This is a genomic window from Achromobacter sp. ACM05 (assembly GCF_019218915.1).
Lineage (GTDB): Bacteria > Pseudomonadota > Gammaproteobacteria > Burkholderiales > Burkholderiaceae_B > Achromobacter > Achromobacter animicus.
Window position 1 is genome coordinate 997,629 of sequence record NZ_JAHUWQ010000001.1, and the last position, 14,937, is coordinate 1,012,565.

At 67.9% G+C, this 14,937-nt stretch carries 13 protein-coding genes; 8 read left to right on the plus strand and 5 right to left on the minus strand.

Annotation, left to right across the window (positions count from 1 at the left end; translation table 11 throughout):
* Nucleotides 1-92: 92 nt before the first annotated feature.
* Nucleotides 93-1,397 (minus strand): MFS transporter, encoded by a 1,305-nt coding sequence (locus tag KW836_RS04570; protein WP_175124922.1) that lies wholly within the window; start codon nucleotides 1,395-1,397, stop codon nucleotides 93-95.
* 82 nt (nucleotides 1,398-1,479) lie between these two features.
* Here KW836_RS04570 and KW836_RS04575 point away from each other — a divergent pair, with 82 nt between their 5' ends.
* Entirely contained in the window at nucleotides 1,480-2,484 is a 1,005-nt protein-coding gene (locus KW836_RS04575) for an Lrp/AsnC family transcriptional regulator (RefSeq protein WP_218342557.1), read from the plus strand.
* Nucleotides 2,485-2,584: 100 nt separating this feature from the next.
* Here KW836_RS04575 and KW836_RS04580 read toward each other — a convergent pair whose 3' ends face one another.
* The 3 genes from KW836_RS04580 to KW836_RS04590 are packed head-to-tail and all read right to left on the minus strand — an operon-like array spanning nucleotide 2,585 to nucleotide 7,170.
* The gene (locus KW836_RS04580; RefSeq protein WP_218342558.1) at nucleotides 2,585-5,074 is read right to left on the minus strand and encodes a branched-chain amino acid ABC transporter ATP-binding protein/permease; all 2,490 of its coding nucleotides are present in this window, start codon (nucleotides 5,072-5,074) and stop codon (nucleotides 2,585-2,587) included.
* Entirely contained in the window at nucleotides 5,074-5,952 is an 879-nt protein-coding gene (locus tag KW836_RS04585; protein ID WP_175124925.1) for a branched-chain amino acid ABC transporter permease, read from the minus strand. The genes KW836_RS04580 and KW836_RS04585 overlap by 1 nt, the downstream gene beginning before the upstream one ends.
* A 27-nt stretch (nucleotides 5,953-5,979) precedes the next feature.
* Complete coding sequence (locus tag KW836_RS04590) at nucleotides 5,980-7,170, minus strand: ABC transporter substrate-binding protein (protein WP_175136847.1); 1,191 nt, start codon at nucleotides 7,168-7,170, stop codon at nucleotides 5,980-5,982.
* A gap of 230 nt (nucleotides 7,171-7,400) precedes the next feature.
* Here KW836_RS04590 and KW836_RS04595 point away from each other — a divergent pair, with 230 nt between their 5' ends.
* From KW836_RS04595 to KW836_RS04605, 3 genes are read left to right on the plus strand one after another with little or no spacing between them, the layout of a single operon-like run.
* Nucleotides 7,401-8,357, plus strand: coding sequence for a polysaccharide deacetylase family protein (locus tag KW836_RS04595; RefSeq protein ID WP_218342559.1), 957 nt, complete (start codon nucleotides 7,401-7,403; stop codon nucleotides 8,355-8,357).
* 8 nt (nucleotides 8,358-8,365) lie between these two features.
* The gene (locus KW836_RS04600) at nucleotides 8,366-9,118 is read left to right on the plus strand and encodes a GntR family transcriptional regulator (protein ID WP_175136845.1); all 753 of its coding nucleotides are present in this window, start codon (nucleotides 8,366-8,368) and stop codon (nucleotides 9,116-9,118) included.
* A 1-nt stretch (nucleotide 9,119) separates the two neighbouring features.
* The gene (locus KW836_RS04605; protein WP_218342560.1) at nucleotides 9,120-9,752 is read left to right on the plus strand and encodes a flavin reductase family protein; all 633 of its coding nucleotides are present in this window, start codon (nucleotides 9,120-9,122) and stop codon (nucleotides 9,750-9,752) included.
* Nucleotides 9,753-9,756: 4 nt separating this feature from the next.
* Here KW836_RS04605 and KW836_RS04610 read toward each other — a convergent pair whose 3' ends face one another.
* Complete coding sequence (locus KW836_RS04610) at nucleotides 9,757-10,680, minus strand: LysR family transcriptional regulator (RefSeq protein WP_175136844.1); 924 nt, start codon at nucleotides 10,678-10,680, stop codon at nucleotides 9,757-9,759.
* 124 nt (nucleotides 10,681-10,804) lie between these two features.
* Between KW836_RS04610 and KW836_RS04615 the strand changes: the two genes are divergently transcribed.
* From KW836_RS04615 to KW836_RS04630, 4 genes are all read left to right on the plus strand, one after another.
* Entirely contained in the window at nucleotides 10,805-11,785 is a 981-nt protein-coding gene (locus KW836_RS04615) for a tripartite tricarboxylate transporter substrate binding protein (protein ID WP_218342561.1), read from the plus strand.
* 100 nt (nucleotides 11,786-11,885) lie between these two features.
* Nucleotides 11,886-13,307 (plus strand): 3-isopropylmalate dehydratase large subunit, encoded by a 1,422-nt coding sequence (leuC, locus tag KW836_RS04620; protein WP_175136842.1) that lies wholly within the window; start codon nucleotides 11,886-11,888, stop codon nucleotides 13,305-13,307.
* A complete protein-coding gene (gene leuD / locus KW836_RS04625) occupies nucleotides 13,304-13,951 on the plus strand; it encodes a 3-isopropylmalate dehydratase small subunit (RefSeq protein WP_218342562.1) in 648 nt (215 codons plus the stop codon). The genes leuC and leuD overlap by 4 nt, the downstream gene beginning before the upstream one ends.
* A 37-nt stretch (nucleotides 13,952-13,988) precedes the next feature.
* Nucleotides 13,989-14,876, plus strand: a complete 888-nt coding sequence (locus KW836_RS04630) for an alpha/beta fold hydrolase (protein ID WP_218342563.1) — start codon at nucleotides 13,989-13,991, stop codon at nucleotides 14,874-14,876.
* Nucleotides 14,877-14,937 lie beyond the last annotated feature (61 nt).

Sequence of the window (14,937 nt, forward strand, 5' to 3'; positions counted from 1 at the left end):
TCGTCGAAATGGAAAAAGCCTTCCGGTCCTCGGCGGGACCGGAAAGCGATCTGATCGGGATGGCTGGGCGGGGATGGCCTACCGGGGCTGGTCTATTTCAGGACCTGGCCTTTCGTTTCAGGCATGCGGATGAAGGTGATCAGCGTGATCACGGCGCCCGCCAGCACGTAATAGAAGAACCAGCGCTCCATGCCCTTGCTTTGCAGCCAGGTCAGCAGGTAGGGCGTGGTGCCGCCCAGCAGCGCGACGACCAGGTTGTACGGCGTGCCGATGCCGACGGCGCGCACGCTGGTGGGAAACTGCTCGGACATGATGGCCGGGGCGATCGCGGTGTACATCGCGTAGAGCACCAAACCGAACAGTTCGACGGCCAGGATCGAACCGAATGACGGCCCGAGCGTGGTCATGACCGGATAGAAGAAGATCAGGTAGCCGGCGGCAAAGAAGATCAGTTGGGGCTTGCGGCCGATGCGGTCGGACAGCATGCCGAACAGCGGCTGCACCAGCATGAACACGATCAGCGCGACGGTGTTGGCCGCAAACGCGGTCTTGGGGTCGGCGCCAACCTGCCGGATGGCGTAGGTGGGCACGTAGGCCACGAAGATGTAGAACGCGAACGTGGTCAGCACCGAGAAGCCCACGATGCGCAGCACTTCGCGCGGATGGTCGCGCAGCAGCGTGCGCAGGGGCTGCTTTTCGATGCCGGCCTTCTTGGCGTGCGAGAAGGCTTCGGTTTCCGGGATAGCGCGGCGGATCCACATGCCGGCCAGGCCGCCCAGCGCGCCCAAGAGGAACGGGATGCGCCAGCCCCACTCGGCCATGTCGGCCTTGGTGAGAACGGTGGTCAGGATCCAGCCCACGGCCGAGGCGGCCAGGATGCCGACGGCGGCGCTGAAGAAGACGAAGCTGGAATAGAAGCCGCGCTTGTTCGGCGGGGCCATTTCCGCCAGGAAGGTCGTGGCCGAGGCATACTCTCCGCCCAGCGACAGGCCTTGCAGCAGGCGCGCGGCGGTCAGCAGCAGCGGCGCAGCGATGCCGATGGTGGCGTAGGTGGGCGTGATGGCGATGATGAGCGAGCCGCCCGCCATCATCAGGATCGTCAGGCCCAGCGCGGCCTTGCGGCCGTAGCGGTCGGAGAAGATGCCGAGCACCCATCCGCCCACCGGACGCATGAAGAAGCCCACCGCGAAGATGCCGAACGTCGCAAGCAGGGCAGTGGTTTCGTTGCCGGGCGGGAAGAACTGGCTGGAAAAGAAAATGGCGAACGACGCGTAGATGGTCCAATCGAACCATTCCACCGCATTGCCTACACTACCGGCCAGAATCGTGCGGCCGCGCGAAACGGGCGGGGCGCTTGCGCCTTGCGCCGCGCGCAGGGTTGCGGATGTGCTGCTCATGACGTCCTCAAATTGTGTTTTGTTTTTTGGTCAAATGGACCGGTAAATTTTGTGTTTTTATCAATGCGCGAACGTTAGATTAATGGATATGGTCACGTCAAGTAAGGGTAATTCCCTAAGCGCCGCGTTGGACGACACGGATCTCGCGTGCCTCGTCGCGCTGCAGGCGCAGCCTCGCGCGTCCTGGCGCGAGCTGGGCGCGGCGACCGGCATCGCCGAGCGAACCGTCGCGCGGCGCATCAAGCGCCTGATGGACGCGGACGCGCTGCGCGTCATCGCGGAACCGGACCCGCTGGCCACCGGCCGCGGCGTGGTGCTGCACGCCTGGGTGCGCTGCCGGTCTGGCCGGGTGCCGGAGGTGGCCGACCAACTCGCGAAGCTGGACATCAGCCAGCTCGTGGTGACGCTGGCCGGTTCCGCCGATCTGATGGCCGAGCTGACGCTGGCCGACGCGGCCGATATGCCGGACGTGGTGACCCACGTGCTGCCGTCCATCGACGGGGTGGAGCACGTGGAGGCGCGGCTGGTGCTTCGGCCGTTCCGGCGCGCGGGCCAGTGGCGCATTCAACCGGCGTCTGACGGCGATGCGGACGCGCCGCTGCTGTCCCCGCCAGCCGCGCTGACCGATCCCGAGCAGCGCATGGTGTCGCACCTGATGCGCGATGGCCGCGCCAGCCTGGCGGAGCTGGCCGAACGATCCGGCGTCAGCGAGCCCACCGCGCATCGTCTGCTGCAGAACCTGGTGGAGCGCCGCGCGCTGAGCTTTCGCGTGGAAGTCGAGCCGGCGCTGGTCGGCTTTCCGGTGGAAGCGGTGATCTCGGTGCAGGTGCGTCCGCAAACGGTAGACGCGCTGGCCGCGCATCTGGCGCTGGACCCCAATACCCGCTGCCTGTTCGGCACCAGCGGCGCGTCGCAGCTTTTCTGGCACGTGCTGTGCCGCGACAGCCTGCATCTGTGGGACGTGGTGACGCGGCGTCTGGGCGAGCTGGACGGCGTGCTGAACAGCGAAGTCGGCGTGGTGATGCGCGCGCACAAGCGTTGCGGCATCGTGCGCGCGGGCGCGCGGCTGGGGGCGGACGCCGCGTGATGTTCACGCGGGGCCGCCTTCGGTCCTTCCGACCCTTCCGACCCTTTGGGCCCTTTCGGCGGCCACACTTCCAGGCGGCCGCCTCGGCGCCTCACTTCCGCTATGCCCCGAGATAAGCGCGCGCCAGCGCGCCGTCCTTGGCAATGTCTTCCGCGGCGCCGTGCGCGGCGACCCGGCCGGATTCCAGCACGTACGCGCGATCGGCCAGCGACAGCGCCAGCGCCGCCATCTGGTCCACCAGCAGGATGGTCATCGACTCCTTGCGCAGCCGGTCTAGCGCATCGAACAGCTCGTCGATGATCTTGGGAGCCAGGCCCAGCGACGGCTCGTCCAGCAGCAGGATCACGGGCTTGGCCATCAGGCCGCGCGCGATCGCCAGCATCTGTTGTTCACCACCCGACAGCAGTCCCGCGCGCTGGTGCAGCCGTTCGCGCAGCCGCGGAAAGCGCGTCAGCATTTCCTCGACACGCGCCTCGCGATCCTGCGGATGCAGGAAGGCGCCCAGGCGGATGTTGTCCAGCACGCTCAGTCCGGGAAACACCTGACGTCCTTCCGGCACCAGCACCAGTCCGCGCGCCACGATGCGATCAGCGGCCAGACCGTGCAGCTCCTGACCCTGAAGGTGCATGCCGCCCTGCGCGGGCCGGTGCAACCCGGCGAGCGTGCGCATCAGCGTGGACTTGCCCGCGCCGTTCGCGCCCAGCAGCGCTACCATCTCGCCTTGCCTGACCTGCAGGTCGATGCCGTGCAGCACGGGATTGGCGCCGTAGCCGGTCGTGAGATTGCCCACACCCAGCACCTCGGGCGGCAGCGCCTCGCCCGCCGGCCTGCGCCGCGCGGCGGGCGCCCGGCGCGCGGCCTCGTCGCCCAGATAGGCCTGCCGCACTTCCGGCGATTGCTGGATCGCGGCGACGCTGCCCTGCGCCAGTTCGCGTCCGGCGTCGATCGCCACGATGTGGTCGGACACGCCCATCACCAGCGTCATGTCGTGCTCGACCAGCAGCACGCCCGCGCCCGCCTCGGCAATGCGCCGCAGCAGCCCGGCAAGCCGCGTCTTGTCCTCGCGCGACAGGCCCGCTGCGGGCTCGTCCATCAGCAGCACGTCGGCATCGGTGGCCAGCGCGCGCGCAATCTCCACCAGCCGCCGGTCCACGTGCGGCAGGTCGGCCGCGGGAATGTCCAGCGCGCCTTCGTAGCCGCAGAACGCGAGCAGGGCGCGCGCGCGTTCGCGCACGTCGGGCGCCAGGTAGCGGCGCGACGCCAGCAGCCCGCCCAACCGTCCGCGCAGCATGCCCAGCGCGACGTTGTCTTCGACGCTCAGCGTGTCGAAGAGCTGCGAGGTCTGGTAGGTGCGTGCAATGCCGCTGCGCGCCACGCGATGCGCGGGCAGCGCGGCCAGCGGCGCATCGCCCAGCGCCACGCGGCCGCTGGTCGGCTGGTAATAGCCGCTCAGCATGTTGATGACGGTGGACTTGCCCGCGCCGTTGGGGCCGATCAGCGCCGTCACCGCACCGGGCGGCACCGTGAACGACACGGCCTGCACGGCGCGCACGCCGCCGAAGGTCATGGTGAGCGCGTCGGCCTGCAACGTGCGGCGCGCACGCGCGGTCGCAGGCAACGCGCCGTGGCGCGGCGCAAGCCCTTGCGTCTGCGCGCGCCGCCGCCAGCGCGCCAGCAGCCCGGCGGCGCCTTCGGGCGCGGCCCACAACACCACCAGCAGGAAGGCGCCGAAGAACAGCAGGCGGTATTCCTCCAGGCTGGACAGCACTTCGGGCAGCAGGCCCACCACCACCGCACCCAGCAGCGGTCCGGCCAGCGAGCCCGCGCCGCCGATGGTCACCGCCAGCACGAACAGAATGGACTGCATGAAGTTGAAATTGTGCGGCGTGATCATGCCCGTGAGCGGTGCATACAGCCCGCCCGCCAGGCCGACCACCGCGGCCGACACCATGAAGGCCACCGCTTTGACCACCAGCGGATTGATGCCGATGGATTCGCTGGCTGTCTCGCTGTCCTTGACCGCGCGCATGGCCGCGCCCCACGCGCCGCGCGACAGCAGCGCATAGCCGATCAGCGCGGCAAACACCGCCACGATGGCCAGCATGGCCACGCCGCGGTCGCCGCCCAGGCTGCCGAGGGCGGGCTGCACGATGCCCATCAGGCCGTTCTGCCCGCCCGTGACCGAGCCGCCTTCGATCAGCGCGTGTTCAACGATGAAGCCGAAGGCGATGGTGATCATCGCCAGATACGGGCCTTTCACGCGCAGCGCGGGCACGGCGAGCAGCAGGCCGAACGCGCCACACACGAGCGCGGCGGCCGGCCACGCCAGCCAGAAGCTCCATTCGGCCTGGCCGGTCAGGATCGCGACGGTGTACGCGCCGATGGCATAAAAGCCCGCGTGGCCGAACGACATCTGGCCGGTCAGACCCAGCAGCACGTTCAGGCCGATGCCGGCCAGCGCCAGCAGCGCCACATTGCCCAGCACGAAAACGTAGTAGCCGTTGACGGTGGCGGCCAGTATCAGCGCCGCCACGGCCAGCAGGGCATACAGCGCCGGCGGCAGCCAGCGCATTGCGGATTGCTTGTTCATCAGACCTTCCTCACATCGGCGCGCCCGAACAGGCCATTGGGCAGCACGGCCAACATGACGATCACCAGCGTGAAGCTGATGATCTGCGTATACCCGGAACCCAGCGCCACGGTGATCAGCGCTTCGACCACGCCAAACAGCAGGCCCGCGATCATCACGCCCCATGCGCTGGTGATGCCGCCCAGGATGGCGACCACATAGGCCTTCAAACCGAACAGCGTGCCCATGTCCGCCTGGACGTTAAAGAGTGGCGCGACCAGCGCGCCGGCCACGCCCGCAAACAGCGTGGACACCGCGAAGGCGGCCATGATGGCGTGGCGCACGGGAATGCCCATCAGCCGCGCGGCGTTCGGGTTCTGCACCACGGCCAGCAGCGCCACGCCCCAGCGCGTGCGGCGCGACAAGGTGTGCAGCGCAGCCGCCAGCGCCAGACCCACCACCGGGATCAGCAGTTGCAGCGGATAGATGCCCAGGCCCAGCCCGCCGATCTCCAGCGGCGATTGCGCCAGCGGAGAGGGCAGGCTGCGCGGCTCCTTGCCGAACGTGAACATGACCACGTTGTCCAGCACGATGCCCAGCGCCACCGTGGACATGAGCCACGCATTGGAGCCACGGCTGGCAAACGGCCGCACCGCCAGCCGCTCCACGACCAGGCCGTACAGCGCGCAGAGCGCCAGCGCAAACAGCAGCGCCACGGCCAGCGGCCACCCCAGCGTCTGGGCGAACGTGTAGGTCAGCACGGCGCCCAGCATCATGGAACTGCCCTGGGCGAAGTTCACTGTGCCGGACACGGCATAGGTCAGGTAAAAGCCCAGGGCCATCAGCCCATACATGCTTCCCAGTCCCAGGCCGCTGACGATGGCGGACATCAACAACATGCGCGTCTCCCGCGGCGTCTGGCCGCTTTACTGCACGCCCTTGACGGGCAGGATGCGGTTGTCGATGAACTGCGTCCACACGTAGTCGTCCTCACGCAGCGCATCGTGCGAGGCCGGCGTGAAGGGCTGCTCATACGTCTTGATCAGGCCTTCGTACTTGCCGATCTTGTAGAACCCCTGGCGCACCGCGTCGCCATCGGTCGAGCCGGCCTGCGCGATGGCCAGCGCGGCAAGCTGCATGCCGTCGTACGCGTTGGCCACGCCAACGGCCGGGGTGATGTCCTGCGGACCCTTGATGTCGGAATACTTGGTCTTGAGCGCCTGCATCACCTTGTCGCCCACCGGCCCCTGCTTGCCGAAGAAGCTGTAGGTCTGCACGAAGTGCACGTTCTTGGCGTTGGGACCGGCCAGTTCCGTAAAGCGGCCGCCGGCCGGGCCCCAATGCGACACGATCGGCACCTTCCAACCCATGCGGTCCAGCGACTTCACCACCTGCGCGGACGGCCCCACGTTGCCGACCAGGAACAGCGTGTCGGCGCCGGCGGCCTTCAGGCGGCTCAGTTGCGGCACGATGTCCAGATCGTTGGGCTGGAATTTTTCGACGCCGGCGGGCGTGATCTTGGCGGTGGCCAACGCGGCGTTCAAGCCTTTCTCGTTGGATTCGCCCCAGGGGTTGTTCACCAGGATCATGCCGGGCTTGGCGCTCTGGAACGTCTTCTGCGCGTACTGAACCATCGCGCTGTCGACGATCTCGTCCATCGCCGACACGCGGAACACGAAGTTGGGATTGCCCTTGTTCTGCGTGATGGCGGTGCCCGCGGCCCACGGCCCCATGAACGGCACCTTCTCCTGGTTCACGATGGGAACGATGGCCATCGAGACCGGCGTGTCCAGGCCGCCGAACAGCACGGCGACCTTTTCCTTGTAGATCAGCTCGCGCGCGGCGGCCATGCCCTTGGCAGGATTGCCTTCGTCGTCGCGGCGCACCAGCACGACCTGGCGGCCGTCCAACAAGCCGCCGCGCGCGTTGATCTCGTCAATGGCGACGGTGATGCCGCGGGTCAGCGCTTCGCCGGCGCGCGCCGACTCCCCGGACAGCGCGGTGATCAGACCGATCTTGATCGGGTCCGCTGCCAGCGCCGGCTGCGAGGCAAGGCCCGCGGCGAAAAGCGCGGCGGCGGCCGCGTGGCGCATGAAGGAACGACGGGTCGGGGTCATCGGGACACTCCTGAAAAAGTGGAATGAATCTTGCATGGGGTTAAGTGCTGCTTCGTTCCCTTATGCAAGATCCATGCCACCTGATCCGCGTTCATTGCTGCTTGCCGTTTTCGCCCCGCCGCCGCTGGGCGCGGGCAGCGCAGACGGGATATGTGCACACCGATGTCAGGATTTTGTCGCCAAAACCGCAGCGATTTTGTTCACAATCATGCTTCAGGATTTGCACCAAAATGAATCCATCCTCGCTTCCAAGCACTAAACCGGGGCGCGAAGGCAACGCCGCCTGGACGCCGCAACCGCTGGCCTGCCACGGCCGCTTCCCGTACCGCGCCATCGCGGGCCGCGCCGACTATTCGTGGCCGAACGGCGCGCGCCTGGCCGTGTACCTGGGCTTCAACATCGAGCACTTCGCGTTCGGGGAAGGACTGGGCGCGGAACTTGGCCCGGCGTCGCCCCATCCGGACGTCCTGAACTACGCCTGGCGCGAATACGGCAACCGCGTGGGCGCGTGGCGCTGCCTGGAGCTCTTCGACGAGCTGCGCCTGCCGGCCGGCGTGTTGATCAATACCGCGCTGTATGAGCATTGCCCCGATCTGGTGGACGCCTTCCTGGCGCGCGGTGACGAGCTCATCGGACACGGCTACAGCAACGCGCAACGGCAGGGCGGATTGCCCGAGGCCGAGGAACGCGCGCTGCTCGCGCACTGCCGCGATCGCATCCTGCGGCACGCGGGCAGCGAGCCGGCGGGTTGGCTGTCGCCGTGGATTTCGGAAAGCCACGCCACGCCCGACCTGCTGGCCGAGGCGGGCTACCGCTACACCCTGAATTGGTGCCACGACGACCAGCCCATGCGTATGCGCACCCGCGCGGGCGACCTATGGGCCATTCCGTATCCGCAGGAGCTCAACGACATTCCGATGATCATGGGCCGCAAGATGGATGCGCGCGATTTTGCCGATATGATCCTTGACCAGTTCGAGGAGATGCGCGCGCAGGCGGTGCGCCAGCCGCTGGTCATGGGCATTGCGCTGCATCCCTACATCGTCGGCCAGCCATACCGGTTGCGTCACCTGCGGCGCGCGCTGGCGCCACTGGCCGCCGCCCGTGACCGCGGCGAGATCTGGTTCACCACGCCAGGCGAGATCTGCCGGCATGTGGACGGCTTGCCGCCGGGTGTGATCGTTTAGGAGCCGCAGTGCCAAGTCCAACCCAATCCCGCCGCGCCGCCGCCGCGCGGTCCAAGCCCCCCAAGCCCGCCGCGGACGATGACGTCCTGCCCGACGCCGACATGGAACGCCGCATCTGCGAAGCGGTCTACGAAAGCGTGATGAGCCAGCGCCTGACGCCTGGCACCAAGCTGCCCGAGGCCGCGATCTGCGAGCTGTTCGGCGTATCGCGATCGGTGGCGCGCAAGGCGTTGCAGCGGCTGGCGCACGAGCACGTCGTGGACCTGCACCACAACCGCGGCGCGGTGGTGGCCGAACCCACGCCCGAGGACACCCGCCAGATCTTCCAGGCGCGCCGCGCGCTGGAGGCGGCCTTGCTGCCGTTGGCCGCGGCCCGCGCCACGCGCGCCGACTACGCCTCGCTGCGCAAGCAGTTGCGTGACGAGCATGCGCTGCTGCACCGTGCCGGGCAACCGGCCTGGGCACGGCAGGCCAGCGCGTTTCACGTGCGGCTGGGCGAACTGTCCGGCAACACCATCCTGCACGGCTACCTGGCCGAGCTGGTCTCGCGCTGCTCGCTCATCGTGGCGCTGTACGAGCCGCCCGGCAACGCCGCCTGCGAACATGGCGAGCACGTGCTGATCGTGGACATGATGGAGCGCGGCGACGTAGCCGAAGCCGTGCGGACCAACGACAACCACCTGGCGGACCTGGAGCGGCGCATCAGCCTTGAGCGCCCGCAGCCCGCGCAAACCCTTGCCCAGATGCTGGGACTGGCCTGACATGGAAATCGACTTCGACGCTATCACCGAATATCAGCGCTACAAGCTGATGGCCAGCCTGATCGTGCCCCGTCCGATCGCGCTGATCACGACGCTGTCCGAGACCGGCGTAGTCAACGCCGCGCCGTTCAGCATGTTCAACATGCTGGGCGAGGACCCGCCTATCGTGATGGTCAGCATCAACCGCCTGGAAGACGGCGGGCTGAAGGACACCGCAGTCAACATCGCGCGCGACCGCGAGTTCATCGTTCACCTGACCGACGAAGCCATGGCCGAAAAGATGCACCGCTGCGGCGACCGCCTGCCCTCCGATGTCAGCGAACTGGCGCACGCGGGCCTGGACGCCGCGCCCAGCCACCGCGTCGCGCCGCCGCGCATCGTGCAGGCGCCCGTCGCGTTCGAATGCACGCTGTTCGAGACCATGGAGACCGCCAGCCGCCAGATCTTCATCGGCCAGGTGCGCTGGCTGCATGCGCGCGATGGCTTGATCGACACGGAGACGTGGCGCGTGCGCCTGCAGGATTATTTTCCGGTGGGCCGGTTTGGCGCCAGCTTTTACGTGCGGACGCGGGATCGCTACGCCATCGACGCGGAAAAGAACGCGCCGGCCAGCACGGCCATCGACGAGATCTGAGGCCTCACCACACGGCGGCGTCGGAGCCGGGCGCCCGCAGGCGGCGCGCAAAGCGTCGCGACAGGAAGTCCACGAACGCCAGCGTCTTGGCCGGCAGGTTCAGGCGTTCCGGGTACAGCGCGTGAATATCCGCGGGCGGCGTGCGCCAGTCGGTCAGCACTTCTTGCAACCGGCCCGCGCGCAGGTGCGCCGCCGTTTCCCATTCGGACCGCATGACAATGCCGTGACCGTCCAGCGCCCATTCCAGCGCGCTCTGGCCGTCGTTTGAACTGACCGGGCCGCGCACCTTCACCGTTTCCGCGCGCGCGCCGGATTCCAGCCGCCAGGTGCCGTAGGCCACGTCGTTCTCGCGCACGACGATGCAGCGGTGGCGCTGCAGGTCGCCGGGGGCGCGCGGCTCGCCATGAATCTCCAGGTAGCGCGGCGACGCGCACAGCAGGCGCCGGTTTGAGGCGATCCTGCGCGCCGTCAGCCGCGCGTCCGGCAGGTCGCCGAAGCGCACCGCCACGTCAAAGCCTTCCTCGATCAGGTTTAGCGGCCTGTCGGTCAGGCGCATCTGCACTTCCACGTCGGGAAACTGCCTGCAGAAATCCGAAACGGCGGGCACGATGTGCGCGCGTCCAAAGCCGAACGTCGCGTTCAGGCGCAGCAGGCCCTGCGGTTGGGCGCGGGCACTGGACACCGACCGTTCCAGCGCCTGCAGATCGGCCAGGATGCGCGCGCCTTCGGCCAGGTACAGCTCGCCTTCCTGCGTGACGCTGACGCGGCGCGTGGTGCGGTTCAGCAGACGCACGCCCAGCCGCTGCTCCAGCTTGGCCAGCCGGGTGCTGACCGCGGGCGGGGTCAGCCCCAGTTCCCGCGCCGTGGCCGAGAGGTTGCCGTGCTTGACCACCAGCGAGAAGAAGGCGAGATCGGAGAGCGCGTCCATGGCGATTTATAAATTGAAATTAATAAAGATTTATAAATTCCACGAATTATAAGAACTAAACCGGCCTATACACTGGGTTCACCGATACAGAGCCGCGCCACGCGGCCACACGAGGAGACCCGAAATGAAGATAGCCAGATTGGCCGGCGCATTGTGCGCGGCCATTGCCGCATCCTGTTGGGCCCATGCCGCCGCGGCCAGCAATGCCTTTCCCGAACGCGCGGTGACGCTGATTGTGCCGTTCGCGCCGGGCGGCAGCGTGGACATCGCGGCCCGCCTGATCGCCGACGCGTGGGCGAAGGAACTGGGGCAGAGCGTGATCGTCGAAAATCGCGCCGGCGCGTCCGGCAACATCGGCATGTCGGCCGTGGCGCGCGCCGAACCCAACGGCTACACGCTGGGCATCAACACCATGTCGCTGGCGATCAATCCGGCGCTTTTCAAGAACATGCCATTCGACACCGCGAAGGATCTGCGCTCGGTGGGAACGGTGGGCACGTCCCAGCACGTGCTGACGGTCACCAATTCGTTGCCCGTCGCGTCGGTGAGCGAGCTGCTGACGTACGTGCGCGCGCGTCCCGCGAACGAACTGAGCTTTGGCTCGGCCGGCACCGGCAGCACGTTCCACATGGCCGCGGAGCTCTTCAAGTCCGTGTCCAAGACGCAGATCATGCACGTGCCGTACAAGGGCGGCGGCCCGGCCATGCTCGACACGATCAGCGGCCAGGTGCAGATGAGTTTTCCGGTGCTGTCCGCCGCCAAACCGCAGGTCGACGGCAAGAAGCTGCGCGCGCTCGGGGTGACCGGCACAAAGCGCTCGCCGCTGCTGCCCGACGTGCCTACCATCGCCGAGTCTGGTCTGCCTGGCTATGAATTCAACACCTGGTTCGTCGTCAGCGCGCCGGCCGGCACGCCGCAGGCGGTGATCGACACGCTGAACGCGAAGCTGGGGCAGGCGCTGAAAACGGACGCGCTGACGCAACGCATGCAGCGGGAGGGGTTTGAACCGCTGATCACCACGCCCGACAAGACCGACGCGATGGTGGCTGCCGAGATGACGCGCTGGTCCGGCATCGTCAAGGAAGCCGGCATCGAGGCGAACTGAACGCGCAGGATGCACCCGCAATAGCCGGCGGCAATACCGCTGGCCGCAATACCCGCCCGCGCGCACCGCGGGCGCCTCTTTCAAGCAAGGAAGCACAGACATGCCCGGCATGACGCTTTACGACAAACTGGTGGCCAGCCATGAAGTGGCCCGGATCGACGCGGAGCACGTGCTGCTTTACGTCGACCTGCACATCATGAACGAGTACACCAGCCCGCAGGCCTTCAGCGGCCTGGCCGCGCGGGGCCGCGACGTATTGCGCCCGGGCCAGCAGATGGCGGTGGTGGACCACATCATCCCCACGCATCCTGTGCCTTCCGCGCTGCGCGTGATTGCGGACGATGCGTCGTCGCGGCAGGCGCTGAACCTGAAGCGCAATTGCGATACACAGCGCATCGCGCTCTTTGACACGACCGATCCGCTGCAAGGCATCGAGCACGTCATCGCGCCGGAACACGGCATGATCCTGCCCGGCATGGTGGTGCTGTGCGGCGACAGCCACACCACCACGTACGGCGCGTTGGGCGCGCTGGGCTTTGGCATCGGCACCAGCGAGGTCGAGCACATTCTGGCTACGCAGACGCTGGTGTACCGCGTGGCGCGCAACATGCGGATTCGCATCGACGGCGCGCTGCCGGCGCATGTGTCGGCCAAGGATCTGGTGATCTACATCGTGCATCGCATCGGCGCGCAGGGCGCGCGCGGTCATGCCGTGGAGTTCTGCGGCGAGGCGGTGGCTGCGCTGTCGGCCGAAGCGCGCATGACCCTGTGCAACATGACGGTCGAAGCCGGCGCGCGCGCCGCGCTGATCGCGCCGGACGCCGTCACCGACGCCTACGTCACGGCGCACGCGCCGCAGCTGCGCGGCGCCATGCTGGACGACGCGCGCGCCTGGTGGGCCACGCTGCGCTCGGACGACGACGCGCGCTTCGATGTGGAACACGCGTTCGACGCGGGCCGCATCGCGCCGTTTGTGACGTGGGGAACGAGCCCCGATCAGGCAATGCCGGTCGATGGCGCCGTGCCGGATCCGCGGGACGAGCCCGACGCGCTGGCCCGGCTGGCGCTGGAAAAAGCCATGGACTACATCGGCCTGGCCGCGGGCGCGCCCATCGCGGGCGTGCCGATCGACCGCGTCTTCATCGGTTCCTGTACCAACGGCCGCATCGAAGACCTGCGTGTCGTGGCCGATCTGGCGCGCGGCAAAAAGGTGGCGGCGGGGGTGCGGGCGATGGTGGTGCCCGGTTCTGGCGCAGTGCGCGCGCAGGCTGAAGCCGAAGGGCTGGCCGCCGACCTGATCGCGGCCGGCTTCGAATGGCGCCAGCCCGGCTGCTCGATGTGCCTGGCCATGAACGACGACGTGCTGCGCCCCGGCGAGCGCTGCGCGTCCACCACGAACCGCAATTTCGAGGGACGCCAGGGGCGGGCAGGGCGCACGCACCTGATGAGTCCCGCAATGGCCGCAGCGGCTGCGCTGGCGGGCCGTATCGTCGACGTGCGCACCTGGGGAGACGCCAAATGAATGCCATGACCGAAGGCGTGGCCGCGCCGCTGCCGTATTCCAATCTGGACACCGACCAGATCATGCCCAAGCAGTTCCTGCGCATCATCGACAAGGCCGGGCTGGACAAGGGTCTGCTGTACGACCTGCGCTTTGACGAAGCGGGCGCGCCGCGGCCGGACTGCGTGCTGAACCAGCCTGCGTACGCGGGCACGTCCATTCTGGTGGCGGGCCCGAACTTCGGCTGCGGTTCCAGCCGCGAGCACGCCGTCTGGGGCTTGCAGCAGTTCGGCATCCGGGCGGTGATCGCGTCGAGCTTCGGCGAAATCTTCTACTTCAACGCGCTCAACAACGGCCTCTTGCTGGTGACGTTGCCACCGGCCGAGGTCGACGCCTTGCTCTCGAAGGTGTCCAATACGGCGGCTGGCGCAAACCGCGTCAGCATCGACGTGATGGCCGGGCAGGTGTGCGCGGCCGACGGCTGGACCGGACACTTTGACCTGCCGGCGCGGCATCGGCACATGTTCGCGCAGGGACAGGACATGGTGGGTGCAACCCTGCAGCAACTGCCCGAGGTCGAGCGTTTTGAAGCCCGCCATTGGGCGCGCTTTCCGTGGATGAAGGACGTGGCGCGTCAGGTGCGGGACCGGCTGGACGCCGCCTAGCGCGTAACGTGCGCGACAACAAAAGGAGATGACGCAGATGACCGCCTTTTTCGACCTGCCGGTGCGGCGCTTTCGGGCCAACGGCGTGGAGATCGCCGCGCGCATCGACGGCTCGGGTCCGCCCCTGCTGCTATTGCACGGCCATCCGCAGACCCACGCCATCTGGCACCGCGTCTGGCCCGAACTGACGCGTCATCGGACCTGCGTGGCTGCCGACCTGCGCGGCTATGGCGACAGCGAGAAGCCCGCTGCCAGTGCCGATCACGCCGCGCATTCGAAGCGCACCATGGCGGCAGACATGGTGGCGCTCATGCGCGGTCTGGGCCATGACCATTTCGAGATCCTGGCGCATGACCGCGGCGCGCGCGTCGCGCACCGACTGGCGCTGGACCACCCCGAGGCCGTCTCGCGCATGATGCTGCTGGACATCGCGCCCACGCTGGATATGTATGAAGGCACGACGCGCGCCTTTGCGCAGGCCTATTTCCACTGGTTCTGGCTGATCCAGCCGGCGCCGGCGCCGGAAACGATGATCGAGCACGATCCCGTCTTCTATCTGCGGTCCGTGATGGGCGGTCGGCCGGGCGGACTGGCGCATTTTTCGGCTGAGGCCATGGCCGAATACGAACGCGCCGCGCGCCAACCCGGCTGGGCAACCGGCATTTGCGAAGACTACCGCGCGTCCGCCACGATCGACCTGGACCACGACAAGGCCGGCCGCGCGGCGGGCGAGCGCCTGCGCATGCCGGTGCGCGCGATGTGGGGCGAGCGCGGCGCCGTGGGCCGAAACTTCGATGTGCTGGCCCTGTGGCGCGCGGTGGCCGACGACGTGACCGGCGGCCCGCTGCCCGGCGCGCACTATCTGGCCGAGGAAACGCCGGACGCGGTGCTGGCCGAAGCCAGGAATTTCTTCGGCTGCCGGTGAAGGGGCGGGGGCGCACCGCCTGTCAATCAAGCCTCGGCAGGCGATAGGGCTATCCAAAAAG

Bases quoted from the DNA above. Each gene is read 5' to 3' on its own strand.
- KW836_RS04585 (WP_175124925.1), bottom strand. From the start codon at position 5,952: ATGTTGTTGATGTCCGCCATCGTCAGCGGCCTGGGACTGGGAAGCATG.
- KW836_RS04590 (WP_175136847.1), bottom strand. From the start codon at position 7,170: ATGACCCCGACCCGTCGTTCCTTCATGCGCCACGCGGCCGCCGCCGCG.
- KW836_RS04575 (WP_218342557.1), top strand. From the start codon at position 1,480: ATGGATATGGTCACGTCAAGTAAGGGTAATTCCCTAAGCGCCGCGTTG.
- KW836_RS04595 (WP_218342559.1), top strand. From the start codon at position 7,401: ATGAATCCATCCTCGCTTCCAAGCACTAAACCGGGGCGCGAAGGCAAC.
- leuD (WP_218342562.1), top strand. From the start codon at position 13,304: ATGAATGCCATGACCGAAGGCGTGGCCGCGCCGCTGCCGTATTCCAAT.
- KW836_RS04630 (WP_218342563.1), top strand. From the start codon at position 13,989: ATGACCGCCTTTTTCGACCTGCCGGTGCGGCGCTTTCGGGCCAACGGC.
- KW836_RS04580 (WP_218342558.1), bottom strand. From the start codon at position 5,074: ATGAACAAGCAATCCGCAATGCGCTGGCTGCCGCCGGCGCTGTATGCC.
- KW836_RS04610 (WP_175136844.1), bottom strand. From the start codon at position 10,680: ATGGACGCGCTCTCCGATCTCGCCTTCTTCTCGCTGGTGGTCAAGCAC.
- KW836_RS04605 (WP_218342560.1), top strand. From the start codon at position 9,120: ATGGAAATCGACTTCGACGCTATCACCGAATATCAGCGCTACAAGCTG.
- KW836_RS04570 (WP_175124922.1), bottom strand. From the start codon at position 1,397: ATGAGCAGCACATCCGCAACCCTGCGCGCGGCGCAAGGCGCAAGCGCC.
- KW836_RS04615 (WP_218342561.1), top strand. From the start codon at position 10,805: ATGAAGATAGCCAGATTGGCCGGCGCATTGTGCGCGGCCATTGCCGCA.
- leuC (WP_175136842.1), top strand. From the start codon at position 11,886: ATGCCCGGCATGACGCTTTACGACAAACTGGTGGCCAGCCATGAAGTG.